The organism is Streptomyces sp. NPDC054887 (assembly GCF_053610585.1).
Genome location: NZ_JBSGYQ010000035.1, coordinates 35,292 through 58,613 on the forward strand (window position 1 = coordinate 35,292; position 23,322 = coordinate 58,613).

18 protein-coding genes are annotated in these 23,322 nt (G+C 72.0%); 6 read left to right on the top strand and 12 right to left on the bottom strand.

The features are described 5' to 3' along the window. The 3 genes from ACWGH0_RS20610 to ACWGH0_RS20620 form a co-directional block, all read right to left on the bottom strand. Nucleotides 1–1,845 (bottom strand): albusnodin/ikarugamycin family macrolactam cyclase, encoded by a 1,845-nt coding sequence (locus ACWGH0_RS20610; RefSeq protein ID WP_453405622.1) that lies wholly within the window; start codon nt 1,843–1,845, stop codon nt 1–3. 5 nt (nt 1,846–1,850) lie between these two features. Continuing rightward, a complete protein-coding gene (locus ACWGH0_RS20615) occupies nt 1,851–2,075 on the bottom strand; it encodes a lasso RiPP family leader peptide-containing protein (RefSeq protein ID WP_453405623.1) in 225 nt (74 codons plus the stop codon). Nucleotides 2,076–2,395: 320 nt separating this feature from the next. Then, a complete protein-coding gene (locus tag ACWGH0_RS20620) occupies nt 2,396–3,601 on the bottom strand; it encodes an ROK family transcriptional regulator (RefSeq protein WP_453405624.1) in 1,206 nt (401 codons plus the stop codon). A 360-nt stretch (nt 3,602–3,961) separates the two neighbouring features. On the opposite strand from ACWGH0_RS20620, the gene ACWGH0_RS20625 reads away from it, so the two are divergent. After that, nucleotides 3,962–5,545 (top strand): carbohydrate-binding protein, encoded by a 1,584-nt coding sequence (locus tag ACWGH0_RS20625; protein ID WP_453405625.1) that lies wholly within the window; start codon nt 3,962–3,964, stop codon nt 5,543–5,545. 152 nt (nt 5,546–5,697) lie between these two features. Here the strand turns inward: ACWGH0_RS20625 and ACWGH0_RS20630 are convergent, their stop codons facing one another. Beyond that, entirely contained in the window at nt 5,698–6,186 is a 489-nt protein-coding gene (locus ACWGH0_RS20630) for a hemerythrin domain-containing protein (protein ID WP_453405626.1), read from the bottom strand. A gap of 131 nt (nt 6,187–6,317) precedes the next feature. Continuing rightward, nucleotides 6,318–7,508, bottom strand: a complete 1,191-nt coding sequence (locus ACWGH0_RS20635) for an MFS transporter (protein ID WP_453405627.1) — start codon at nt 7,506–7,508, stop codon at nt 6,318–6,320. 229 nt (nt 7,509–7,737) lie between these two features. Here ACWGH0_RS20635 and ACWGH0_RS20640 point away from each other — a divergent pair, with 229 nt between their 5' ends. Next, entirely contained in the window at nt 7,738–9,654 is a 1,917-nt protein-coding gene (locus ACWGH0_RS20640; RefSeq protein WP_453405628.1) for a CASTOR/POLLUX-related putative ion channel, read from the top strand. A 116-nt stretch (nt 9,655–9,770) separates the two neighbouring features. On the opposite strand, the gene ACWGH0_RS20645 is transcribed toward ACWGH0_RS20640, so the two are convergent. Then, on the bottom strand, nt 9,771–11,189 hold the full coding sequence (locus ACWGH0_RS20645; protein WP_453405629.1) for a chondroitinase-B domain-containing protein: 1,419 nt from the start codon (nt 11,187–11,189) through the stop codon (nt 9,771–9,773). A 124-nt stretch (nt 11,190–11,313) separates the two neighbouring features. Then, entirely contained in the window at nt 11,314–12,045 is a 732-nt protein-coding gene (locus tag ACWGH0_RS20650) for a DUF4232 domain-containing protein (protein WP_453405630.1), read from the bottom strand. Nucleotides 12,046–12,445: 400 nt separating this feature from the next. Here ACWGH0_RS20650 and ACWGH0_RS20655 point away from each other — a divergent pair, with 400 nt between their 5' ends. Further along, nucleotides 12,446–12,826, top strand: coding sequence for a DUF4234 domain-containing protein (locus ACWGH0_RS20655; protein WP_453405631.1), 381 nt, complete (start codon nt 12,446–12,448; stop codon nt 12,824–12,826). 90 nt (nt 12,827–12,916) lie between these two features. Here ACWGH0_RS20655 and ACWGH0_RS20660 read toward each other — a convergent pair whose 3' ends face one another. Beyond that, the gene (locus ACWGH0_RS20660; RefSeq protein ID WP_453405632.1) at nt 12,917–13,555 is read right to left on the bottom strand and encodes a cupin domain-containing protein; all 639 of its coding nucleotides are present in this window, start codon (nt 13,553–13,555) and stop codon (nt 12,917–12,919) included. Between the two features lie 1,299 nt (nt 13,556–14,854). On the opposite strand from ACWGH0_RS20660, the gene ACWGH0_RS20665 reads away from it, so the two are divergent. Beyond that, a complete protein-coding gene (locus ACWGH0_RS20665; protein ID WP_453405633.1) occupies nt 14,855–15,787 on the top strand; it encodes a nitroreductase/quinone reductase family protein in 933 nt (310 codons plus the stop codon). Between the two features lie 89 nt (nt 15,788–15,876). Here ACWGH0_RS20665 and ACWGH0_RS20670 read toward each other — a convergent pair whose 3' ends face one another. After that, the gene (locus ACWGH0_RS20670) at nt 15,877–16,068 is read right to left on the bottom strand and encodes a hypothetical protein (protein ID WP_453405634.1); all 192 of its coding nucleotides are present in this window, start codon (nt 16,066–16,068) and stop codon (nt 15,877–15,879) included. Between the two features lie 205 nt (nt 16,069–16,273). Here ACWGH0_RS20670 and ACWGH0_RS20675 point away from each other — a divergent pair, with 205 nt between their 5' ends. Together ACWGH0_RS20675 and ACWGH0_RS20680 are read left to right on the top strand one after the other, a co-directional pair. Continuing rightward, nucleotides 16,274–16,690, top strand: a complete 417-nt coding sequence (locus ACWGH0_RS20675; protein WP_453405635.1) for an acyl-CoA thioesterase — start codon at nt 16,274–16,276, stop codon at nt 16,688–16,690. A gap of 90 nt (nt 16,691–16,780) precedes the next feature. Continuing rightward, on the top strand, nt 16,781–17,197 hold the full coding sequence (locus tag ACWGH0_RS20680) for an ATP-binding protein (protein WP_453405636.1): 417 nt from the start codon (nt 16,781–16,783) through the stop codon (nt 17,195–17,197). 39 nt (nt 17,198–17,236) lie between these two features. Here the strand turns inward: ACWGH0_RS20680 and ACWGH0_RS20685 are convergent, their stop codons facing one another. The 3 genes from ACWGH0_RS20685 to ACWGH0_RS20695 all read right to left on the bottom strand — a co-directional run bounded on the left by ACWGH0_RS20685 (nt 17,237) and on the right by ACWGH0_RS20695 (nt 23,312). Beyond that, complete coding sequence (locus ACWGH0_RS20685) at nt 17,237–18,682, bottom strand: FG-GAP and VCBS repeat-containing protein (RefSeq protein WP_453405637.1); 1,446 nt, start codon at nt 18,680–18,682, stop codon at nt 17,237–17,239. 243 nt (nt 18,683–18,925) lie between these two features. After that, nucleotides 18,926–21,712, bottom strand: a complete 2,787-nt coding sequence (locus ACWGH0_RS20690) for a hypothetical protein (RefSeq protein ID WP_453405638.1) — start codon at nt 21,710–21,712, stop codon at nt 18,926–18,928. 244 nt (nt 21,713–21,956) lie between these two features. After that, nucleotides 21,957–23,312, bottom strand: a complete 1,356-nt coding sequence (locus ACWGH0_RS20695; RefSeq protein ID WP_453405639.1) for an aminotransferase class I/II-fold pyridoxal phosphate-dependent enzyme — start codon at nt 23,310–23,312, stop codon at nt 21,957–21,959. Nucleotides 23,313–23,322 lie beyond the last annotated feature (10 nt).

Genomic DNA, 23,322 nt, shown 5'->3' on the forward strand with positions numbered 1-23,322 from the left:
TCACTGCGGGTCGCCTGGCCATGACGTGTTTCTCAGCCACAACTCGACGCCGAGGAAACGGTTGAGAGCGGGGAAGGGGGCCCGCAGCCCCATCAGTGCGCGGTCCAGGGAATCGGCGATCGCGTGCGGATCGACGACGTCGAGGGCGGCGAGGTGCGACGTACCGAGGAGGTCGCGCAGGGCTCCGGAGGCGAGCCGGGCGCCCCGGTAGTCCTCGTCGGAGTAGTCGCCCTTCGTCCGCCGGTCCAGTACGGGGGCGGGGACGGCGTCGGCCAGCGCCGAGCCCAGCAGCGGTTTGAACACCGGCGGAGCGCACCGCAGGTGCGCCGGGAGCCGGAGACAGGCCCGGACGACGTCGTTGTCGAGGAACGGGGCCTGCGGCCAGATGCCGAACGGCGCCGCCGCGTGCGCCAGTTGGCGCTGCGCGTCGGCCGACGTACGGACCTCGTGGAGGGTCGTGCGCAGGTCCGGCGTGGGCCCTGCCCCCCGCTCGGCCGCGCCGCGTCGCCCGGGGACGCGGGCGCGGGCCAGCTCCGCGAGGTCCTGGCGGGCGGTTCCCGTGAGCCATGCCGCCTCGGGGCCCGGCGGTACCCACCAGTACAGCGTGTCGAGCCAGTGCGGATCGCGCGCCCCCGGCGATTCCAGTTGTTCGGCCGTCCGCCTCAGCGCGGTGGCCAGCGGCGTACGGGCCAAGCGGGCGGCCCGGCCGACGACGCGCAGGGGCGAGGTGTGTCGTGATCGCGCCAGTACGCGCCCGTCATGGACCAGCCGTCGCAGCCCGCCGGGCCGCGCCAGGCCCGCGAGATAGGAGGGCGGTGGGCTCAGCAGTGCGTCGCCGCCCTCACCGCCGAGGTGGATGTCCGCGCCGTGCCGGGCGATGTGTTCGAGGCGCAGCCGCGTCCGGGCCGCTCCCGCCGCCGCCGCGTTGGGCTCGCCGTCGCAGCCCGCGTCGTTCAGCCCCTGGTAGGGCAGGGATGCGGCGGTGGCCCCGGTCACCACTTCGAGGCGGAGCCGTTCGTCGAGCCGTGCGTGGGCGCGGGCGTACTCGAGGTCGTCGCACGCCGTGTCCGTCCGGTGATAGGTGAACACCGGCACGGGGCCCGCTCTGTGGCGCAATGCCAGGAACGCCACCGACGTGGAGTCGAGCCCGCCGCTGAAGTCCGCGGTCAGTGTGCGGGCCCGCGCGGCGCGCAGCCGGACCGACTCGTCGAGTGCCGCTCCGAGCGCCTCGGCCGCCGACGCGGCGGACGCGTCCGCCTGGGGCCGGAGGTCCTCGTACTCCCACGCGACGGCCGTGCCGTCGGCGGTGATCCGCAGGGCGTGCCCGCCGCCCAGCCGCTCGACTCCGGCCACCACGGAGCGGTTGCCGGGCAGGAGGGGCACGCCGGGGCAGAACGTCCAGGCCGCCAGGACCTGGGGGTCAGGGCGGCAGCCGCCGCCCGCCGCGGCCGCCACGTCCACCGGCCGTGATCCGATCCAGGTACGGCCGGCGCGGGAACGGTAGAACAGCGGGTACTGTCCGGCCAGGTCGGTGAAGACGGTGAGTTCCCCGGGGCGTACGACGAGGCACAGGTAACTGCCCGCCCACCGGGTCAGGGCGGTGAGCCGGCCGGTGGCGAGCGCCCGCTCGGAGTCCGTCGCGAACTGCCGCTCTCCGGCGAGACACTGACCGACGACGACTACCGTGCCCCCAGCGGACCGGTGGGTGCGCAGTTCACCCTCCCGCCAGTGTCCGGTCAGGTGCGTGAGGGGAGCGGACGAGCCGGCGGGGGGCGGGAAGCATCCGACGAAGTCCGGGTGTATCAGCCGGTCGGTGCTGTGGCCCGAACCGATCGCGTTCGTCACCGGGGTCACCAGTAGTAATGAGAGTTGGCGTCGGCCGTGCCGCTGCTGGAGCTGCCCAGGGTCACCTCCCGTACGTGACCGAGATCGACCACTGCCGGCGGGGCGTAGGCGTCGTCGCAGTCCGCACGCGCCGCGCGGCTGTGGACTGTGTCCGCGTTCTCCTGCGCACCGGTGTCGGAAACAGACGGCCGGGCCTCCGACCGACGGGCGTATTTTCTCAGCAAGGTCATAAATCCACCTGATGTTGACTCAAAAGGCGCATGCAATTGCACAACTGAACACGTTTGGACAGAGTCTGCTATTCGACTTTAGCCGCATACCGCGTTTTCGCACCCCTGGCGTGCGGCCCACCATGGCAGGCGGGAGGAGCCGCTGTCCATGTGCGCCAACTGGCGTTCGACCGGGCGGGGACAGGGCCGAAGCAACTGCTGCGGACAGGCAGCAAGGGGCCCCGCGCCAATTCGCAACAAAGGGAGTCGACCGCGCGGGGCAGCAAGTTCAGCTCGTCGGTAAATGGCCCGCCGAAAGGGCCCGGAGCTTCATCACTCGGTCATTCCTTCTCGACGTCCGTCCTCCGCAGGGAGGTCAGACCGAGCACCAGTGCCCCTTTGGCCTCGGACAGCCGGTTCAGCGAGCTCGGCTTCAGGACGAGTCCGCTCTGCGGACTCACCGCGCCCCGCAGCCCGTAGCGCGCGAGGGACTCCCGGCAGGGGTCGAGGACCAGATGCTGGGCGGCGGCGAGTTGACCGCCGAGAACGATCAGGTCCGGATTCAGGAGGTTGCAGACGAGCGCCAGTGCCTGGCCGAGCACGCGTCCGGCGTCCCGCATCACCCGCTCGCACACGGCGTCCCCCGCGTGCGCGCGTTCGATCAGCGACGCGAGGGAGTAGGGCACGTCCGCCACACCGCCGGCCAGGGCCTCACGGGCCTGCCGGACGAGCGCGTCGGCCCCGATGATCGTCTCCAGGCAACCGCGCCCACCGCAGCGGCACACCATCCCGTCCGGGTCCAGCACGAGATGGCCTATCTCCCCGGCCATCCCGCGTCCGCGGATGGGGTTGCTGCTGATGACCAGACCGGCGCCGATGCCGGTGGAGCCCTTGACGTAGACGACGATCTCCGCGTCGCCCTCGGCGCTGTACGTCTGCTCCGCCAGCGCGCCGAGGTTGGCGTCGTTGTCGAGCGCGCCCCTGACACCGAGCCACTCCCCCAAGTCCTCCGACGGATCGTCCCCCTCACTCCACGGCGGCAGTACGGGCGTACGGAACTTGCCGGTGCGGGGGTCGACCATGCGCGGGACCGCCACGCCGAGGGACACGACGTCCTCCAGCTCACGGCCGGTCTTGCCGACCGCCTCCCGTACGGCCTTCTTCAGCGAGGGGAGGATCTCGGCCAGCCCCCTGTTCGCACCGCTGCCCACGTGCTCCGACTGCGTTTCCGTGTCGGGGCGGTCGACGCGCCGGGCCACCACCGTCGCCTCGTTGAAGCCCAGGTGCACGCCGACCGCGACATTGCGGGACGGAACGAGGCGGACCTCCGTTCGGCGCGCTTGTCCGCGCCCGGACTCCGAAACGGCGAGGACTTCGGCCTCCTGCAACTCCTTCACGATGTTCGAAACGGTGGACTGCGCGAGTCCGGTGCGCCGGGCCAGGCCGACCTGACTGTCGCTCCTGATCAATACGGAGAGAAGGAGGCGCTTGGCGTTGATCGCTTTCGTGCCCCGGGCCGCAACCAGATGAGGACGTAACTGGAGCATCGGCGACCCCCCGCAATTCAGCGTTTCAGTCTTTCGACATTAGCATGGTGATCTTCAAATTGAACGAGGGCTGTTATCAAATGAATAGAAGTCAATAACTTCGCCCGACCGCGCGAGAAGGACGGGGAAGTTGGTGCCCGTGGGGGGCCGACACCGGGTCGCGACGGCACGGACGGGCGGAAGGGCCCCCGGGGGCAGGCCGTGACGCGCCCCGGAAGCCTCGCCGACCGTTCTATTGACGTGCCCATGGCGCTCTCCTAGCGTAGCAAGCGCTTTCTACCCGCTCGTGTCAGGTCCCGCACCGCCATGCCGTCCATGCCCGCACGCATGGGCGCGCCCACGGAGAAGAACGAGGCCCCCATGAAACGCAGATCCTCGCTGTCCCTGCTCGCCTGCTCCGCCCTGACGGCCGGCGCCCTCGCGCTGCCCGCGGGGCAGGCCGCCGCCGCCTCCACCCGCTACGAGGCCGAAAGCGCCCCGGCGGTCTGCACCGGCAGCATCGAATCCGACTGGGCCGGCTATTCCGGCACCGGCTTCTGCAACGGCAGCAACGCCGTGGGCGCCCACACCCAGTTCACCGTGAACGCGCCCGCCCCCGGTACGGCGACGCTGAAGGTCCGCTTCGCCAACGGAAGCACCACCGCGCGCCCCGCCACCCTCACGGCGAACAACTCGGCGGCCGTGCAGGCGTCGTTCGAGACGACCGGCACGTGGTCCGGCTGGACCACGAAGACGCTCACCGTGCCGGTCGTGGCGGGCAGCAACACCGTCCGGCTGAGCCCCACGACGTCCGCCGGCCTGCCCAACGTCGACGCACTCGACGTCGAGACGGCCGGGGGCGACACCCCGCCGCCGCCCGGCACCGCGCTGTACGTGGCGCCGAACGGCACCGACGGCGCGGCCGGTACGCAGACGGCCCCGACGACGCTCACCTCGGCGATCAGCCGTGTCACCGCCGGCGGGACCATCTACCTGCGCGGCGGCACCTACCGCCACGCGCAGACCGTCACCGTCCCGCAGGGCAACAACGGCACGGCGGGCGCCCGTACGAAGCTGTCCGCGTACCCCGGAGAGACTCCGGTGCTGAACTTCTCGGCGATGACCGAGGATCCGGCGAACCGGGGACTGGCCGTCAACGGTTCGTACTGGCACGTGAGCGGCATCGTCGTCGAGCGCGCCGGCGACAACGGCATCTTCGTCGGCGGCAGCAACAACGTGTTCGAGCGCACGGTGACGCGCTTCAACCGCGACACGGGCCTGCAACTCTCACGGGCCGCCTCCACCACACCGCGCGACCAGTGGCCGTCCAACAACCTCGTGCTGAGCGCGCGGTCGCACGACAACGCCGACTCGGACGGCGAGGACGCCGACGGCTTCGCGGCGAAGCTCACCGTCGGCTCGGGGAACGTGTTCCGTTACGCCGTCGCCCACAACAACATCGACGACGGCTGGGACCTCTACACCAAGACGGACACCGGACCCATCGGCGCGGTGACCATCGAGGACTCCCTCGCCCACGACAACGGGACCCTCTCGGACGGCACGGTGAACTCCAACGGCGACCGCAACGGCTACAAGCTCGGCGGCGAGGACATCAAGGTGAACCACGTCGTCCGGCGCAGCATCGCCCACCACAACGGCAAGCACGGGTTCACCTACAACAGCAACCCGGGCACGATGTCCGTCACCGGCAACATCAGCGTCGACAACGCGCAGCGCAACTACTCGTTCGACGCCGGCACGTCGGTGTTCCGCGACAACGTCTCGTGCCGCAGTGGGAGCGGGACGAACGACCGGATCGTCGGGGACGCGGACGGCACGAACCAGTTCTGGTCCGGCTCCAACGGCTCCCGTTGCTCCTCGTACACCGGCGCGCTGGCTTGGTCGTTCGCTTCCGACGGCCGCCTCGCCGTGACCTTCGGAGGCAGAGCGGTGACACCGTAGGCCACCCGGGGCCGAGAGCGCCCCGAGTGACGGCCCCCGGCCGCCCGTCCGGCCCGTCCGGTTCCTCCGGACGGGCCGGTGGCGCTGCCGCCCGGACACCCGATACGTACGAGGCACACGAGGGTCAGGGGTCGGCGCCTCGGCTCAGTGCGTCACTCGGACGCCGCGATGACCTTGCGTACGTTCTCCAGGCTTCCGCAGCCCTCCTTGATCAGCCGCTCGCGCTCACGGGCGAACGCCTCCCCCAGCTCGGCCCGCCGCTCGTCCGCGACGAGTTCCCTGGCGTGGTTGAGGAGCGTGCGCTCCTCCTCGTCCAGATGGTGGGTGATGGCCTCGGAGAGCTCCTCCAGCTTCTCGTCCCAGTCCTGCGAGCCCACCTCGGACACCTCCAGGAGCGCCGCCAGGGCCTTGTTGCCCTCGGTGTGCTCCTCCTTGCCGTGGTCGACCTCTTCGTCGTCGACCTTCCGGTAGCGGCGCAGGGCGGGGTAGACCTCCGCCTCCTCGGCCTCGCCGTGGGCTATCAGCAGGTCCGCGAACTCCCGCAGCGCGGCGGCCCGGTCCTCCTCCACACTGCGCATCGCCCGGAAGAGGTCCTCCATCCGGCGGTGGTCCCGCGTGATCAGCTCCACCACGTCGGTCACGTCGTCGCCTCCTGTGTCGTACGGGTACGTAGACCGGACGCCTTCCCCGCAATCCGCGCCTCACCCACCCGGGGCGCACCGTGCGTCGGCACCCCCGGCTCTCGTTCCCGGGCGTCGCGCGGACGCCGCACTCACGCCTTCGCCGGTACCGGCCTGCGGAGCAGGTACAGCGCGGCGGTCGAGACGAGGACGGCCATGCACGCGATGAACACCAGCCCCGCACCTTCCAGGCCGATGGGATCGGCCAGGACGCCCACGCCGATCACCGGAACCGAGATGCCGGTGTACGCCACGACGAAAAGGGTGGAGATCACCGCAGCCCGGGAGCCGGCCGGAGAGGCCGCGGCCACCGCGGACAGCGCTCCGCGGAACGCCAGACCCTGCCCGGCCCCGCCGACGAGCGCGCTCAGTACGACCAGGGGCAGCAGGTTCCAGTACAGCGCGCCCGCCAGCAGCGCGAGCCCGGCGAGGAGCCCTGCGCAGCCCAGGGGCAGGGACCGCCGGGCGCCCACCCGGGCGACCGCCGACTGCCCTGCGACCGAGGCGAAGAAGGCCAGGGCCACCACCGAACCGCTGACGGCGTGATTGGTCACGTGCAGGGACTGTGCGAGGAACGCCGGACTGACCGACGTGAACACCCCGAACAGGGCGAACCCCACGAACGACGCGATCGCCGCGGGCACGAACACCGCCCGCACCCGCGCCGGCAGGCCGGGCCGCTGCGGCCTTGCGGTGTTCAGCGGCCGCCGCTCCCGTACGGACTCCGGAAGGCCCAGCAGGACGGCGGCCGAGCAGGCGACAAGGCCGAGGTGCACGACGAACGGCAGGTGGAGCGGCCAGGGCGCGTACTGCGCGAGCAGTCCGGCGAGCAGCGGGCCGCAGCCCAGCCCGCCCATGTTGGCGGCCGTCGCCACGAACGTGGCCCGGGCGGCGCCCTGTCGCGGTGCGAGCTCCATGACGTACGCCGTGGCAGCCCCGGTGAACAGGCCGGCGGACAGGCCGGACAGCAGCCGGCCGGCGTACAGCCAGCCCAGACCGGTGGCGCACAGGAAGCAGACGGCGCTCGCCGCGGCCAGCGCAAGGCCGCACAGCAGCACCGGGCGCCTGCCCACGGTGTCCGAGGCGTTGCCCGCCAGCAGCAGTACGCCGATGACCCCGAAGGCGTACACGGCGTACACGACGGTCACCGTCAGCTCGGAGAAGCCGAACTTCTGCTGGTAGAGGCCGTAGAGGGGGGTCGGCAGTGTGGTGCCGATCATGCACACGGCGAACACGACCCCACTGAGCCGGCACTGGCGCCACCCTCGGCGATCATCGTCCATGCCCCGACGGTAGACGGCCCGTCGTCCCGATCCGGCCGGGCGCCGCCCGGCGCGCCGCCACGGTGTGCCGCTCGATGCGCCGGGCGGTGTGGAGAAGGCGTGGGCGATCGTTCATACGTGGGAGTGAGGGCCGCGATCTTGGGAGCGGGCACGAGGTCCGGCGCGTTAGCTTGAGGCGACGGTACGGCCGACACCGGAGCGGCGGGTTGTCTCGGGCTTGGGGGCCGGCATGGCGTCAGAGGCTACGTCCCGCCGGCGGCGGCTGCGGTACCGGGTCGACAACCTGGTGGGCGGCGGCACTGCCCCGCTCATCGGCTGGCTCTCCCTGGCCTGCCTGTTCGTCGTCGTCCCGGCCAGCGTGGTGCTGGTCTGGGCCGACCGCGACGCGCCCGTCACCCTTTCCGGCCGGCTCATCGCCGTGTGGGCGAGCGTGGGTCAGACGCTCAAGATCGGCGGCGCGGTCGGCCCGCCCCTGTACGTACTGGCGTCGGTGTCGCTCGCCCTGGTCGCGCTCCTGTTCGTGTCGACGCTGGTCAGCCTGATCACCACGGGCATCAACCAGCGGATCATGGCGCTGCGGCTGGGGCACTCGACCGTCGTGGAGGAGCAGCACACCGTCGTACTGGGCTGGAGCGACCAGGTCTTCCCCGTCGTCATGGAGCTGGTGGCGGCCAACGCCAACCGGCGCCGGGCGGCCGTCGCCGTTCTCGCGCCGAAGGACAAGGTGGAGATGGAGGAGGAGATCGCCGCCCAGGTACCGCGCGCGGGCGTCACCCGGATCATCTGCCGCAACGGCCGCACCACCGACCCCACGGCGCTGGCCCGGGTCAGCCCGCGGACGGCGAAAGCCGTGCTGGTCCTTCCGTCGGACGGCGACGAAGGGGACACCGGCGACCTCCACGTCGTGAAGACGTTGCTGGCGCTCAACTCGCCCGCGTCGCAGACGGGCAGTGCCGTGGTGGTGGCGGCCGTCCGCGAGGCCGGCAACCACGTCACGGCCACCCTGGCCGCGCCGCCCGGCGCACACGTGGTGAACATCGACGACATCGTCGCCCGGCTGCTCGTGCAGACCTCCCGCCAGCCCGGTCTCTCGCTCGTGTACCAGGAGCTGCTGAACTTCGACGGCGACGAGATCTACACCGTCGCCGCACCTTCGCTCACCGGCCGCACCTTCGGCGAGGCGCTCCTGTCGTTCACCGGGTCCTCGGTGATCGGCCTGCTGCGTGACGGTGACGCGGTCGCGCTCAACCCGGACCCGGACACCGTGATCGGGCACACCGACCGGATCGTCGTCGTCTCGCGCGACGACGACACCGCCGCCGTCGCGGACACCCCACCGGCGGTGGACGAGGACGCGATCGTCTCGGACCGCTCCCCGACGCCCCGCGCCGAGCGCCTGCTGCTGTTGGGCTGGAACCGCCGCGCCGCACTGGTCGTCGAGCAGCTGGACCACTACGTGAGCCCGGGAACGACCCTGGACGTGGTCGCCCTCGGCGACGGCCCGACGATGCGGGGCGCGTACGACGTCGCTGGGTCGGGGCGGCACCTCGAAGTGAGCGTGCGCAGCGGTGACATCACCGACCCGCGCACCCTGACCGCGCTGGACGTGCCGTCGTACGACAGCGTGATCGTCGTCGGTGACAAGGGGGTGCGCACGGGCTCCGGGGCGACCGGGCAGGCGGTGGAGGCGGACGACAGGACGCTGGTCACACTGCTGCACCTGCGGGCCGTCGAGGAGGCCACGCGCCGCGAGCTCTCCGTCACCACCGAGCTGTCCGACGACCGCAACCGGCTCCTCGCGCCCGTCCGGGAGGGCGCCGACTTCATCGTGAGCAGCCGGCTCATCAGCCAGTTGATGACGCAGATCTCCGAAGGCCGGCATCTGGCCGGTCTCTTCGACGAGCTGTTCAGCGCCGCCGGGAGCGAGATCTACCTCAGGCCCGCCGCGCAGTACGTGCTGCCCGGCCGCGAGGTCGCCTTCGCCACGGTCGTCGAGTCCGCGCGCCGCCGCCGTGAGTGCGCCCTGGGATACCGGCTGCACGCCCGGTCGTCGAGTGGCCCCGACTACGGCGTGCGGATCAACCCGGACAAGCGGCACCGCGTGCGGTTCACCGCCGGCGACCGGGTGATCGTGCTGGCGCGGTGACGGCCGGCGCGGGCCCGTGCCCCGCCGCCGGGGGGTGGCGAAGGGGCACGGACGTCCGAGCGCGGAGCTGCCGCCGTGCGACGTGGGACATGCGCGTCCCGGCCGGGCAGCGGTGTTCACGCCGCGTTCGGGCCGACGTCCGACACCACGAGGGGACGGCGGACAGGGGCGAGCGGCGAGTACTCGTCGGCCCCGACGTCACGGGCGCCACTGCGCGCGTGGCCGTCGATGTCGTCGGCCACGGCCGGGCTCGCGAGGGTCGCCGCGTCGATCGCCGGGCTGCCCGCCGACAGCCGGAACGCCCCGTCCGCCGCCTGCTGGAGGCGGGGATCCGTCCGGGTGAAGGTGCCGGAGGGGATGTTCCCGTCGGACGCGGCGCCCCACAGGATGTTGCCCTGCCAGGTGAAGCCGGTGGTCCTGCCCATCGCGACCAGGTTCCCGGCATCGCCGGCCAGCAGGTTGTCGGCGACGACGACGTCCCTCGGCTCGTACTCCCGGGTCTCCCCCGTGACGGTACGGGCGTTGCCGACCAGGGTGTTGTGCGCGATCACGGCACGGTCGCAGGCGTCGTTGCCGCGCCTCTGCTCCGTCGTCTCGCCCGGGTGGTGATCGCGGGTGGTGCCGCTGCCGATCGTCAGGGCCCGGCCTGTCAGCCCGCTGAGGCAGTTGTTCACGACGAGGTGGTCGTTGCCGTACAGGCGCACACCGTCGGTGCCCCCGAGCAGGTAATTGCCGTCGACCGTCGAGCGGTTGCCGTGCCGCAGCACGATGCCGCCGAGGCTGTCGCGGATCGTGTTGTACCGGATGGTGTTGTCGGAGGACTTCACCGAGATGGTCTCGTGGTCCCCGTCACACCGCTCGAACAGGTTGGACTCCACGACCGCGTGGGCGCTGGACAGCGCGCGGCTGCTGACCCCGAGCCGGATCGGCTCGCCGCCGTTGGCGCCGGCGAAGCTGTGGTCGGAGAAGTGGTTCCTGTAGACGTGCAGGCGCTGGGCGACGGCGGTCGACCCGGGGCCGTCCACGACGACGAAGATGCCCTCGGTCGTCTTGTGGTGGAAGCGGTTGCGGTCGATCTTGGCGTCGTCGCCCCGTACGACGACCCAGTCGAGCCCGCTGATGTCCGCGAACCGGAAGTCGTTGCGGGTCAGCCGTATGCGCTGACAGCTCGCGGGGATCTCCAGGGTGGTGCTCTGCCGGAAGGCGAAGCCGCTGACCGTGATGTTGCTCGCGTCGGCGAACAGGAAGCCGCGCTCGCCCTGGAGCACCGCGCCGCCGCGGGATTCCGCGGTGATGGTGATCGGCGCGCCGGTGGTGCCGTGCCTGCCCGACACGCGGACGGCGCTTCCCGCCGGAACGGTGTACGTGCCGTTGGCCAGCACGATCCGGTCGCCGGGTACCGCGCGGTCGATCTCACTCTGGAGGGCGCCCAGGGAGCTGACCCTCCGCTCGGCCGCCGACGCGCCGGCCGCCGGCATCGCCGCGGCGAGCGCTGTGCCCAGCAGGGCGCCCGAGAGAAACGTACGTCGTTGCATGAAGCCTCCTGTAGGAGCGGGGGTGGGCCGCCGCCGCCACTTTCGGGTCGCGGAGTGTTGTCGACGGTCGTACCGGCACACGGCCCCGTGTGCCGGTACGACGATCCGTCGGCGCTGCCGGGACTCAGAAGTCGTCGGCGCCGTTGCGCAGTTCGTACGTCCAGTAGCCGGTCCTGGCGACGGCGTCGTCGACCGCGATGCCGCCCTGGGGCGCGGCCACGGTCTTGCTGCCCTCGGCGGGTCCGTCGGCGGCGAAGAGGATCACGTAGAAGGAGGTGACGACGTGGTTCTTCTCGTCGACCCCGCCGTTGTTGACGCGTACGGCCGCGTAGGCCGGCGTACCCGCGTTCAGCACGACGGGAGCGGCCGGCTTGCTCTTGGCGACGGGCGGCACGTCCTTGGCGGTCTGCGGCACGTCGCCGAACGCGAGCAGCGGGTACTGGAGCAGCGTGCAGGCGCGGCCCGAGACGTTCGTCGCCGTCAGCGTGATGTGCGTGGTCGGCACGCCGTCGTTCTTCTTCGCGGTGACGCGCACGTCGTCCACGGAACAGGCCGGGGCCTTGACGCCGGCCTTCTGCTGGGAACCGGCCTGCGTGGCGGAGCCGGACGTACCCGAACCGGTGGAACCCGACGTACCGGAACCGGTGGAGCCGGACGTCCCCGAACCGGTGGAGCCCGTGTCGCCGCCGGTCGTCGCGGCGTTGCCGGCCTTGCCTTCCGGCTTGGTGACCGAGACCGACTCGGCGGACCCCCGGTCCTTCGCGCTGTCGGCGCCGCCGCAGGCGGTCACCGTGAGGCCGAGGGCGGCTACGGCTGAGACGGCCAGTACGGCGGGACGGTGGATGAAGGTACGCATGTGAAGCTCCCCGTGTGATGCGGTCGGTGCGGTGGATGCCTGCTGCCGGCATCCGGTCTGCTCACAGCTTGGGCTTCCGCGCTGGCGTTCCGCTGACGTCCCCCTGACGTACCGCTGACGCGTCCCGCACGGCCGGTTGAGCGTCACGCCGGCCCAACGTCCGGAGTGCGGGCGCCGCGGTCCCGGGGACAGCCCTCCATGCGCCGATTTGTTGCCTTGTAATGAACTTGTAATGCCCATGCTCATCTTTGGCATGCTCAGAACGCGTACGCTCCGTAAGCCTCGCCCCGACAGCCGCAAAAGCTCGAACGCGAGGCGACACACTCATCACTCCCTGCCCCCGTGGGGTGGCTCAGCCAGAACGGGCGGCAGGAAGCACAGCAAGCAAGTGGGGAATTTGATGTCCACCGACGTCCGCTCGTCCGCGCCCGCCGGCGCTCCCGCCAGCCCGGTTGTCACCTGGCTGCTCACCATCGTGACCTTCGGCATCTACTGGCTCGTCTGGTACTACAAGGTCAACAAGCAGGTGAAGGCGATCGACCCGACCATCGAGGTCAACCCCGGCATGGCGGTCGTCGCCCTCACGCTCGGTTCGTTCCTGATCGTCCCGCCGTTCGTCTCGATCGTGAAGACCGGCTCCCGCATCGCCCAGGCGCAGCGCGCCGCCGGCGTGACCGCCGACTGCTCCGGCGGCGTCGGTCTGCTGCTCGCCTTCGTGCTCGGCCTGACGCCGCTCTACTACCAGAGCAAGCTCAACACCGTGTGGGCCGACCGCGCCTGATTTGCCGCCACACACCGCGACACCGCATGCGGGGAAGGGGCGGGGAGAGCATCGCGCCCTCCCCGCCCCTTCCCCGTTCCGCCCGACGCCTCAGAAATTCAGACCGCGTTCCTCGATGAGCGCCATGGTGGCCTCCATGTCCACCGAGCAGCCGTACGTCCCCGCCTTCCGCTCCAGTTCCTCGGGACTCAGCTCGTCACTCAGCCGGTCGAGCCACCGGAACAGTTCCTCCAGGCCGCCGGGTGAGATGATCTCCAGCAGCCGGGCCGGCGTGCGGCCGGCGTTCCAGAACGTGTGCCATTCGTCCCGCGGCTTGAACACCAGGTCACCCGGTTCGCCCACGACTTCCTCGTCACCGAACCGGGCTCCCACCGCTCCTTCGAGGATGAAGCTGAACTCGTCCTCACGGGTGTGCTTGTGCACGGGGGCCGCGAGCACGTGGGGAGGCAGCCGATGCTCGACCAGCGCGAACCGGCCGCCACACGCAAGGCTGTTGATGAGAAACCGGTCCCCGGCAGCCCCCGCGGGCTGATAGAGCTCCCCTTCTTCGGGACCCAGGATCCGACGCTCGACCACCGCACTCACCGCCCTCCGGGGTCGCCCAGACGGTCCACCTCCGACGATACGCCCGAGGGCCCGAGCCCGCGCTGCCGATGCGAGGCGACGGGGCCGCGGCCCCGTCGCCCGCCGGGGAACCGGCGGCCGAGGCGGGACCGCCGCCGGGGTCACCGACCGTGGACGTCAGGGGACCCTGGTGCCGGTCGGCACCAGGGTCCCAGGGGTTCAACACCATCTGCCGGCCACAGCGTGGCCGGGTTTATGTGTCCGCATCTCCGCCGGGGTGACGGGCGGGATACGGGGATCGCGGATGCGTGACCGGTGACCACCTTTCGTTCCGGGGCCTTCGGTACCCGGGCGGACGTGTCCTCACCCGGGCGATCCTGATGGCGTCTACCTCCTTCTTCCTTGCTGTTGATCTGTCCTGCTACGTGGAACCGCGGGACCGCTCGCGACCCCTGTGGGCCGCCGGCCCGGCAATCAGCGACAGGACCCCTTGATGCGTCCGGCCCTGCCACTCCACTGCCGTGCCACAACTCGCTCGAACCCGCATGCGCGGCAGTTCATCCCTGCCGCGCCTCACTCGTTGTCCTGGCTACGAGCAAAACCCTACCCGATGAAGCGCCAATGTCTACTACCGTCACGACAGATTTATTTCCGGCCCCGGAAGCGGGATTCTGTCGCACCCAAGGACGGCGGCGGCCGGGTGCGGCCCACGCCGAGGGCGCGGCGGGCGAAGCGGCACCTGAGGGCGATCCGTGGCCGGACGTTGGCTAAGGTCTCGCCTGGCATGTCTGTGGACGAACGACGGGGGACGGTATGCCGACAGGTGATGACGCGCGGGGAGTCCGCCCGTGCATGTGGTGCGGCCGGCCGTTCCGGCCGACGGCCCGACGCGGCTGGTCCCGCCGCTACTGCCGGCGCGGCCATCGGTGGCGGCAGCGGGTGTCCGACTTCTTCGAGATGGTGCTGGGCGCCAACTAGCCCACCGGGAGCCGGCGCCGTAGGCCGTGCCGCTGCCGATGCCGATGCCGGGCAAGGACGGCGCCGCGCGTGGCGGCCGGCGTTGACAAGTCCCAGCGCAGGTACGTCTAATGGGCACGTGCCGCGTGGCACCGGCCAAAGAGCAGTGGGCCGGTCGGTGACCGGGCGAGCACCTCGCAGTCAAAGGGTCCGTCATGAGTCCGTACTCCGCACCCTGTACCTGATCCGGAGCAGCCGCACGCCGTCTGCCGCCTCCAAGCCCCGGCACCCTCGCCCGGGCCCGGAGCATCGGCGCCCGGACTCCGCCCCGCGCTGACACACCGCCGCCGTGACGCCTCGCTGCGATCACGCGGCCCCGTGCCGCCGCGCCGGCCGGCGGTCGTCCCGGAGCCTGGACGCCCGCGGCCGCTTCCGCCCGCGTACACCACCACCAGCCGTCTGCCGCGATCACGCGGACACACCTGTCTCCGGAGACACCACCCCAACATGCTCACGTCATACAACCAGTCGGTCATCGAAGAGTTCCGTGCCAACGAGGGGAAGGTAGGTGGCCCCTTCGCGGGCACGGACCTGCTCCTGCTGACCACCACCGGCGCCAGGTCGGGTGCCCGGCGGACCACTCCGCTCGGTTACGTCCGCCACGGCGACGCGCTCCTCGTCGTCGGGTCGAACCTGGGCGCCGCCCAGCACCCCGACTGGTACCACAACCTGCTCGCCCATCCCCTGGTCGAGGTCGAGATCGGCGCCCGGTCCTTCGAGGCGCTGGCGGTGCCCGCGGAGGAGGAGCGGCGCGAGGAACTGTTCGCGCACGTTCTGCGCGCGGCGCCGGGCTACGCCGACTACCAGGCCCGCACCGCCCGGCCGCTGCCGGTCGTCGTGCTGGAGCGCGCCGAGCCCGACGCCTGGGACGGGCCGCGCGAGGTCGGGAACCTCGCCGACAAGCTCCTGGAGGTCCACACCTGGCTGCGGGCGCAGCTCCGCCACGTACGCGCCGAGGTCGAGGATCATTTCGCCGCTCGCGCCGCGCACGACGGCACGGGCACGCCGCCGGCGCCGGGCCTCGGTCTTCAGATCCGCCAACGGTGCCTGGCCTTCTGCCAGACGCTGGAGTTCCACCACACCAGCGAGGACGCCCACCTGTTCCCGGGCATCGCTCACCACCATCCCCACTTGTCCGCCACCCTCGAGCGGCTGAGGGACGAGCATCGTACGGTCGCGCGCGTCCAGGGGGAGCTGGTGGCCCTGCTGTCCGACATCGCCGTCACCGAGCCCGAGCGCTTCCGCAGTGAACTCGACCGCATGTCGGCCGAGTTGAACGCACACCTGGACTACGAGGAGGAGGCGCTCCTCCCCCTGCTGGCCGATGTTCCGTGGCCACCCGTTCCCCCGGCGCAGCCGCCGGAGGGCAGCCGCCCCTGACCGGAGCGGTCCTGCCGCCGTCGAGCGTGCTCGTACCCCTGAGCGGAGCCGCTCCGGTCAGGGGTGCTCACGCCCGGCCGGGTGGCGTGTCAGGCTGTAGTCGCGGGTGCGTCGGGTTCTTCCTCCAGCGGAGGCAACCCGTCGTGCACCCGGGCCAGTTGGCGGCGTACCGAAGTGATGGCGCCGGACCAGGCTTCGCTCACGCCTTCGACGGACGGGTCACGGTCGGGCGGCGCGGGCGGCGCATCGTGCCCGCCGGCGAGCTCCTGGTCGTCGTTCATGGCTGTCGTCTGCCCGCTCCGCCGGTCGGCACGCACAGCGCATAAACTCTTTTGAGTACCCGCATTGACCTTCACCAGTCATTCAAATGTTGATGCAGTTGATGAAGAAGTCGGGGATCCGACCTGCGGGCACCTTAACGCCGGGTGCCGTGCGGGGCGGGGCCGCGGCGGGAATGACGGGGCGCGCCGGGGTGTTGCGACGTCCATGACCTTCTCCGTCGACGTGACAGTGCGTGGCTACGAGCTCGACACGCAGGGACACGTGAACCAGGCCGTCTACCTCCAGTACGCCGAGCACGCCCGCTGGGAGCTGCTGCGCGCCGCGGGGCTCCCCCAGGAGAAGCTGCTGGCCAGTGGTGTGGGGCCGGTGGCGCTCGAAGTGACGGTGAAGTACGCGCGTGAGTTGCGCGGCGGTGAGCGGGTGCGCGTGACCTGCCAGTTCGTCTACGGCGCGGGGAAGACGTTCGAGATCGTGCAGCGGATCGTCAAGGAGGACGGCACAGTGGCGGCGGAGATCACCGGTGTGGGCGGGATGCTGGATCTGTCCGCGCGGAAGCTGATCACCGACCCGGCGGGCCGTCTCGCCGCCCTGGCCGACAACCCGGACCTCCTGAGGGGCTGACGCCGCCGGGCTCACGGGCCGCCGTGAGGGCGGAGCGGATGGGGGTACCCGATCGGCAGCCACTGATGGACGAGGATCAGGGAGCATGCCATGAGCGTCAAGGCTACCGGGTGGGCCCGTACCTTTCCTGCGGGCGAAGGGGTGCGCACGGCGCGTGACTGGACACGTCGGCAACTGAGTTCCCTCCCCTGGGCCGCCGAGGCGCCCGAGACGGTGGACGAGATCGTCCTCGCGGTCTCCGAACTTCTCGCCAATGCCCACGTGCACGCGCACAGCGACGCACAGCTCGTCCTGACCTGGGACAACAGCTGCCTGCACGTGAGCGTCCACGACGAGGCGGCGGCGCTGCCCTCGCCCAGGAAGCCGGACGCCGGCGCGGTTTCGGGCAGGGGGGTCGGCATCGTGCAGTCGCTCGCGGACAGCTGGCAGACCCACTCGCAGCAGCACGGGAAGACCGTGACCGCCTGCTTCAAGCCCCACCTGCCCGAACGAACAGCGCACCCCTGACGGGCGGCGCGCGCTGTTCGTCTCGTCCGGCCGGCCCGGTCAGTTGGTGAGGCGGTCCCCGAAGTAGGAGAGGCCGGCGGGGCCTCCGAGGGAGGTCGCGCCGAAACTGGTCGATCCGGTGGCCGTGATCCCGCTCGCGCCGGCCTTGAAGAGCCAGACCGCGCCCGCGCCGTCGTTCTCGGCGAAGGCCCCCGCGGTGAGTTCGGCGCGGCCGTCGGCGTTGCTGTCCGTGAGGTGTACGGAGGCGCCGAACTGGTCGTGGGATTCGGCGGCGCCGGGAACCCCGGTGGTGTCCTGGGAGAAGCTCTTGGAGCCGGTGCCGGTCAGGCCCGTGGCGGAGCCGCGCAGGACGGTGACGGCGCCGGCCGCCGCCTTGCCGCTGAGGGCTTCGGACGAGGCGCCGACCGCGATGTCGGCGTACCCGTCCTCGTCGGTGTCACCGGCGGACAGGCTCCAGCCGAAGCGGTCGCCCTTCTCCGCCGTACCGGGGACGCCGGCGGTGTCCTGGGTGATGCGGACAGGGGTGCGGGTGGACAGTCCGGTGGCGCTTCCGTACGTGACGGTCAGCGCGCCGCCGAGGCCGCCGTTCGGCTCGTCGGTGGACTTCTCCATGAAGTTGCCGGTGACGATGTCGCCGTGACCGTCCTTGTCGACGTCGGCGATGGCCGCCGCGTAACCGCCGGCGAGCTTGCCGGACGCCTTGAGGCCGGTGGCGCCGCCCTTGTAGAGGACGCTGCGGGTGATCTGGCCGTCGCCGCTCGCCTGCTGCCCCATGACGACCAGGTCGTCGGCGCCGTCGCCGGTGACGTCGCCGGCGACGAGGCGTTCGGCGCCGATGCCGGTCTGGGCCTGGGTGTCGATGCCGGTGAGGGCCGCCGCCGTGCCGGTGCGGGTGAGAGGGCCCTTGAAGACGTTGAGGCCGGGACCCGCCATGTTGGCGGCGGCGAGGTCGGTCTTGCCGTCGCCGTCGAAGTCGCCCGCGGCGACGTCCCAGCCGAACGCGTACCGGTTCTCGGGCAGCGGCGACGCGATGTCGGTGCCGGAGGTGAGACCGGTGGCGCCGCCCCAGACGACGGTGACGGCGCCGTAGTCGTCGGTGCTGCCTATCCGCTCGGCGTGCACGCCGACGACGAGGTCGGTGTAGCCGTCGCCGTCGAGGTCGCCGGCGGTGAGGCGGTCGCCGAAGCCGTCGCCGGTCTCCGGGACGCCCGGGATGCCGGGCGTGGCCTGGCTGATCAGGGTGCGCTTCGACTTGTCGAGGCCGCTGCTGGTGCCGTACACCACGGCGACGTACCCGGCGTTGGACTTGCCGTCGACCTTGGCGATGGGTGCGGCGATCGCCAGGTCCCGGTAGCCGTCGCCGTTGAAGTCGCCCTGCAGCCCGGAGGGTGCGGCGGCGGCGCTGCCGGTACCGGCGACGATCAGGCCGCCGGTGAGGGCCGCCGCGACGGCGGTGGCGAGGGTGGTGCTCAAGTGCTTGCGCATGCGGGTCTTCGTCTCCTGCGGGATGCCGGATGCCGGGAGGCGTCCGACGTTGACGGGTCGATCGGCCGCTTCCGGGGGGCGGGCCCCGGCAGATGTGCCGATCGGTGCAGATGACCATCGGGGACGAAGGAAGGTTGTACGCGCGCCGCAGGTCGTCGCCCGGCCGGCGACGCACCGCACCGGCTCCCTCGGCGGGGGCCGGTGCGGTGGTCGGCCGGGGTGTGCCGCCGGTGTGCGTCCGCGTTACGGCAGGTTTCGTACCGTGCCGGTGACCACCGGTCCGGGACGCGGTTCCCAGGACTCGTCGTACGTCGTCACACGGGCCTTCAGCAGCTCCTTCGGCTCGCGCACGCGGTCCTTGACCGTGGGGACCGTCACCTCGGTGCTCCGCGCGCCCGCCGGCACGGCGACCGTCAGGTACGGGCCTTCCACCGTCTTGGACAGCGGCCGGGCCGGGGCCGGCGACGTGCCGAAGTACTCGTCCAGCCAGGACCGGCGGACATCCTTGGTGGAGAGTTCGGCGCCGCGGGTGACGGGCAGGAAGGCGAACTCGCCCATGATGTCCGTGTCGGCGACGGCGGAGAGCGACACCCGCCAGGCCAGATCGCGGCCTTCGCCGACGTCGTCCGCGACCGGTTCGACCCGGAACGCGGGCATCGCGTCGTCGTTCCGTGCGGTCACACCGCCCTGGTGGGAGCCCACCGCCGCGCCGCTCACGGCCTTGACGTACACGTTGTGCCTGATGTCGTCGCCGTAACGGGTGTTGCCGTGCACGAGGACCGGCAGGTGCACGGTGTCGCTGCCCGCTCGTACCGTCACCGTGCGGTGCGTGACCTCGTCGGTGCCGGCCCTGGCCACGAACACCCGTATCCGGCCGCTCCCCTCACCGGAGACGCGCACCGGGACGCGGTAGGTCCGTATCCCGGAGTCGCCTTCCTTCACGGTCAGCCGGCCGACGTCGACGCGCGGCAGGGCGGCCGGGCGCACCTCCGGCGTGCCCGGGCTCCAGCCCCAGGCGTCCATCAGCCAGGCCCGCCCGGACCGGCTGCGGGGGGTCAGTTCCAGGGACTCCACCCGGGTCAGGTCGAGCCCGTCCCGGAGGGCGGCGGACAGGGGTACGCGCACCTCGCGCCCCCAGTGGGAGGCCGTGCGCCCGCTGCCCGGCAGGCCGTCGACGCGTGCGCCGCCGAGGGTGGACCGCCGGCCCGAGGCGTCGGTGAGCGTGACGTCGAGCCGTGTGCCGGTGGTGTTGGGCGGGACGATGATCCGCAGGGCCAGTGCTTCGGCGCCCGCCAGGGAGACCGGGCGTGCGGGGCGCACGGAGACCGCGGAGCCCGGGCTCGACCAGCGCATCGCGACGGCGTCGCGTCCCGGCTCCGGCGATGTCTCCCAGACGGCGAAGTGCGGCGACTGTCCGCCCGGGCCGCCGGGCGGCAGACAGGCGCGGGCCGAGTCGGGGTGGACCTGTGCGCAGAGCCGGCCGCCCGACACGGTCGTCGAGGCTCCCGGCAGGAAGGCCGTCGTGCGGTTGGCGCCGACCGCGTGGGTCAGGACCCGTGCCGGGTCGGCGGAGGGCGCGCGCCGGCCGCTGCCGTCGAGGAGGGGGCGCACCCGGTCGTCGGCGGCGACGAACAGCCGGGCCGCCGCCGCGATGTACGTGGCGCCCGCCGTCTGCTGCTGGGTGGCGGTCAGGCGGGTCGCCGTGCCCGGGGTGCAGACGGGGTCCCGTGTCTCGCCGGGCCAGAAGTCGTCGTCGGCCGGCGCCTTCGCCTGGCCGGGGGTCCACTCGCTGTTGAAGAAGTTGTGGTTGGCGCCGACCATGTACACGGCACTGTGCAGCGCCGCTCCCCGGCTGACGCCCCGCGTCCCGTCGACGTAGATCTCGCCCTGGAGGTCGGACACGTCACCGTCGCAGCCTGGCAGGATGGTGGTGGAGGGCACCTCGGGGGCGGGGTTCTGGCCGAAGACGGTGGGGCCGATCAGGACGGTGCCGCGGATGGTCCAGCGCACTTCGCCCCGGTGTCCGTCCTGGTCGGCGGGCGGCCGGTGCAGGCTGTCGAGGGCGGCCCGGTTGACGCCCTCTCCGCCGCGCGAGTGGCCGACGAGCAGCACCCGGGACAGGTCCGCGGGTGAGATCGCGCGCACGGCGGCCGGCGCTCCGGCCCCGCCGTCGGCCCAGTCGGCCCAGTGGGCCAGGTGCTGCCGTACGAGGGACGAGCGGGCCTGCGCGCCGCCGTCCTCCGCGAGGTGGTCCTGCCCGTTGATGCCGTTGGCCGACACGGACAGGGTGACGTACCCCTGGGAGGCGAGGAGTTTCTGGGCCCGCAGGTAGCCCTGGTGGCTGGGCACCGGCCGCGTGCCGGCCTTGCAGGGCCATTCGCCGCGCTGTTCGTCGCTGCCGGGCTTGTAGCACGTGTAGTGGCGGCCGTGCAGGAACAGGGCCAACGGCCGCTTCCCCGGGGCGTCGGCGGGTCCCACCACTGCGGCGCGCATCTCCACCGGGGCGCGGAAGCCGGGCAACCGGACGGAATCCAGCGCGTATTGGCCGCTGACGGTCCGGTACGGGCCGCGGACTCCGGGGTCGACCTCGTTCGCGGGCAGGGGGTCGGCCGCCCGTTCGGCGGCGGGCGGTGGCTTCGGGCCGCGCATCCGGTCGGGAACGGCGTCCAGCCGGCGGCCGCCGGCCATCACGCGCAAGTCCTTCGCCGGGCCGATGCGGGCGCCGTCGGAGTCCAGCCGGAAGGAGCGCCCGTCCTTCGCGGCGAGCGGCCGGCCGAGCAGCCGGTCGCCCGAGTAGAAGTCGACGCGGGCGTCGCCCATGGGCACGCGTTCGCGCGCGGTCCAGACGAGTTGTCGACCGGGGCCCGAGCCGGTGAGGTCCCAGCCGGGTGGCAGTGCGCCGTCGGCCCGTCCCGGTGGCGCGTCCGGCAGGGTGGCGGCGGGCGGCAGCGCGTGCGCCGTCCCCGGTGACGCCGCCGCCAGCGCGAGCAACGCGGCCGCGGCCGTCATCACGCGTGTGACACGTATCAAGGTGGTCTTCCTCAGCATCGGTTGCGTCGGGACGCACCGGGGGTCCCCGGCGCCTCCCTCGCCCCCCGAGGACGACAACCGGGGGCCGTGGGTTGCCTCGTGGCGGACACGGGGTGGTGGCGCGCCCGCGATTCACCCGGCGGTACGGGCCGCCGGAGCCCGCCGGTTCGGCCCGCCCGAGCCCGCCGGTGCGGCCGCCTCGGGCCCGCCGGTTCGCCGGCGCAGCCCCACCGGTTCGGCCGGCTCAGGCCCCGCCCACGAGGCGGTCCACCGCTGCTGTTCCCGAGGTGTATCCGGGAGCGGGCGCGGGTGTCAGGTCCTGGGCGGACGCGGTCCGCCGGTAGCCGCGGGTGAGCATCGCCGCCGGGGCGTGCCCCGGCCGCTCGGCGGGCGACGGCCGCGCCGGCGGCAGCGGCGCGGGAGTGAACCGCGGCGGTTGCGGCGTCCATTCCGCTTCCGACGCCGGCGGCGCTTCCTGCGGCTGCTCGTACCACATCCGCTCCAGCGCCCCGATCAGCCGGTCCACGTCGTGCTGTGGACGTACCACCAGCCGCAGGAAGCGGCTGGAGCTGCCGATCTTGTTGGCGCAGTCGCGTACCAGCACGCCGTGTTCGGACAGCAGCCGGTCGCGCAGAGCGGTCCCGTCCGCGCCCTGCGGCAGCCGTACGTAGACGAAGTTGCCCTGCGACGGATACACGGTGAGTCCCGGCAGGCGGGAGAGGCGCCAGGTCATCTCGTCCCGGTCGCGGCGCGAGCGCCGGAGGCTGTCCGCGTACTCCGGACGGTGGTCCTTGAGCATGAACACCACCGTCTCCGCGAACGAGTTGAGATTCCACTTCGGCAGCGCGGCGCGCACCTTCCCCGCGAGGCCCGGGTTCGACACCAGATAGCCGAAGCGGACCCCGTGCAGCCCGAAGTTCTTGCCGAGGCTGCGCAGCACGATGACGTTCGTCCGCAGCACCGCCTCAGCCGCCACGCTCGGTTCGGGCTCCGCGTCGGCGAACTCGAGGAAGGACTCGTCGACCACCACCAGGTCCAGGTCCTGGAGCGCGTCGACGAGGGCGAGGACCTGCTGCTTGGGCAGGAAGCCGCCGTCGGGGTTGTTGGGGTTGCAGATGACGGCCGCGCGGGACCCGCGCGAGCGGACGAACCGTACGAACGCTTCCGGGTCCAGCCCGAAACCGTGGGCCTCCGGCAGCAGCAGCATGTCGACGCGCTTGCCGGTCTCCATCGGCTGGTCGGTCCACCGTCCGAACGTGGGCACGGGCACCGCGAGGGACTCGTGCACGAGCAGGTGGTCGATCCAGGTGATGAGTTCGGTGGAGCCGTTCCCCATGGCGACGGTCTGCGGGTTGAGCCCGAGCACCTGGCACAGCTCGGCGGTGACGGTGTCGGCGCTGCTCGGGTAGTACGTCAGGATGTCGCGGAGCCGGCCGCCGAGTTCGTCGAACATCGCGGGCGTGGGGAAGTACGGGTTGCAGGGGATGCAGAAGTCGGTGATGCCGCCGGCCGCGCCCGCGCCCGCCCGGTCCAGGGTGAAGTACGAGGGGCTGTGCGCGGAGGACGCGCGGAAGAGCTGTGTGACGTTGCTGCCGGCCATGAGTGCCTCC

Coding starts and splice junctions, on each gene's coding strand:
- ACWGH0_RS20615 (WP_453405623.1), bottom strand. CDS start 2,075: ATGACCTTGCTGAGAAAATACGCCCGTCGGTCGGAGGCCCGGCCGTCT.
- ACWGH0_RS20620 (WP_453405624.1), bottom strand. CDS start 3,601: ATGCTCCAGTTACGTCCTCATCTGGTTGCGGCCCGGGGCACGAAAGCG.
- ACWGH0_RS20625 (WP_453405625.1), top strand. CDS start 3,962: ATGAAACGCAGATCCTCGCTGTCCCTGCTCGCCTGCTCCGCCCTGACG.
- ACWGH0_RS20635 (WP_453405627.1), bottom strand. CDS start 7,508: ATGGACGATGATCGCCGAGGGTGGCGCCAGTGCCGGCTCAGTGGGGTC.
- ACWGH0_RS20640 (WP_453405628.1), top strand. CDS start 7,738: ATGGCGTCAGAGGCTACGTCCCGCCGGCGGCGGCTGCGGTACCGGGTC.
- ACWGH0_RS20645 (WP_453405629.1), bottom strand. CDS start 11,189: ATGCAACGACGTACGTTTCTCTCGGGCGCCCTGCTGGGCACAGCGCTC.
- ACWGH0_RS20650 (WP_453405630.1), bottom strand. CDS start 12,045: ATGCGTACCTTCATCCACCGTCCCGCCGTACTGGCCGTCTCAGCCGTA.
- ACWGH0_RS20655 (WP_453405631.1), top strand. CDS start 12,446: ATGTCCACCGACGTCCGCTCGTCCGCGCCCGCCGGCGCTCCCGCCAGC.
- ACWGH0_RS20665 (WP_453405633.1), top strand. CDS start 14,855: ATGCTCACGTCATACAACCAGTCGGTCATCGAAGAGTTCCGTGCCAAC.
- ACWGH0_RS20670 (WP_453405634.1), bottom strand. CDS start 16,068: ATGAACGACGACCAGGAGCTCGCCGGCGGGCACGATGCGCCGCCCGCG.
- ACWGH0_RS20675 (WP_453405635.1), top strand. CDS start 16,274: ATGACCTTCTCCGTCGACGTGACAGTGCGTGGCTACGAGCTCGACACG.
- ACWGH0_RS20680 (WP_453405636.1), top strand. CDS start 16,781: ATGAGCGTCAAGGCTACCGGGTGGGCCCGTACCTTTCCTGCGGGCGAA.
- ACWGH0_RS20685 (WP_453405637.1), bottom strand. CDS start 18,682: ATGCGCAAGCACTTGAGCACCACCCTCGCCACCGCCGTCGCGGCGGCC.
- ACWGH0_RS20695 (WP_453405639.1), bottom strand. CDS start 23,312: ATGGCCGGCAGCAACGTCACACAGCTCTTCCGCGCGTCCTCCGCGCAC.